The following is a 795-nucleotide window of genomic DNA, read 5'->3' as shown; positions in this document are numbered from 1 at the left end:
ACTCGTCGCTGTATCCGTTGCCGTCAAACCGTATCGGTTTGCATGCCTTTATGTCTTCCCTGAGCACGTCCAGTATCGCGCTAATCTTGCTTTCCCCCTTCTCTATCAGTGTGTCTACACGGCGTTTGAAGTCCGTAAGCGCTTCGGCCACTGCCGAGTTGAGGGCTATCATGGCCGACGCGCAGTTGGCCTCGCTGCCTATCGCCCTGAATTCAAAGCGGTTTCCGGTGAACGCGAACGGGCTTGTGCGGTTGCGGTCTGTATTGTCTATGATCAGTTGCGGTATCTGCGGTATGTCGAGTTCCATACCCTGCTTGGCTTTCAGGTTGAACAGGTCTTCCTTGTCCGCCAGCTCGATGTGGTCGAGCAGCTCGCTGAGCTGCTTGCCGAGGAATGAAGAGATGATTGCCGGCGGTGCCTCGTTTCCTCCGAGCCGGTGCGCGTTCGTGGCGCTCATGATGCTCGCTTTGAGCAGGCCGTTGTGCCGATGGACGGCCACGAGCGTCTCGACGATGAACGTCACAAACCTTAAGTTTTCCTCCGGCGACTTTCCCGGGGCATGCAGCAGCACTCCGTTGTCTGCGCACAGGCTCCAGTTGTTGTGCTTTCCCGATCCGTTTATTCCGTCGAAAGGTTTCTCGTGCAGCAGCACCCTGAATCCGTGTTTGCGCGCCACCCGCTTCATCATCGACATGAGGAGCATGTTGTGGTCTATCGCAAGGTTGCATTCCTCGTATATCGGAGCCAGCTCAAACTGGTTTGGCGCCACCTCGTTGTGTCTCGTCTTGCATGGTA

General features: G+C 56.4%; 1 pseudogene. It reads right to left on the bottom strand.

The window, feature by feature from the left end:
- Positions 1 to 795: pseudogene (locus MoGM_RS05705) on the bottom strand (glutamine synthetase type III); the annotation flags it as partial.

The sequence above is a fragment of the Prevotella sp. MGM1 genome (assembly GCF_002933775.1).
Lineage (GTDB): Bacteria > Bacteroidota > Bacteroidia > Bacteroidales > Bacteroidaceae > Prevotella.
This window is presented reverse-complemented; position numbering and strand designations above follow the sequence as displayed.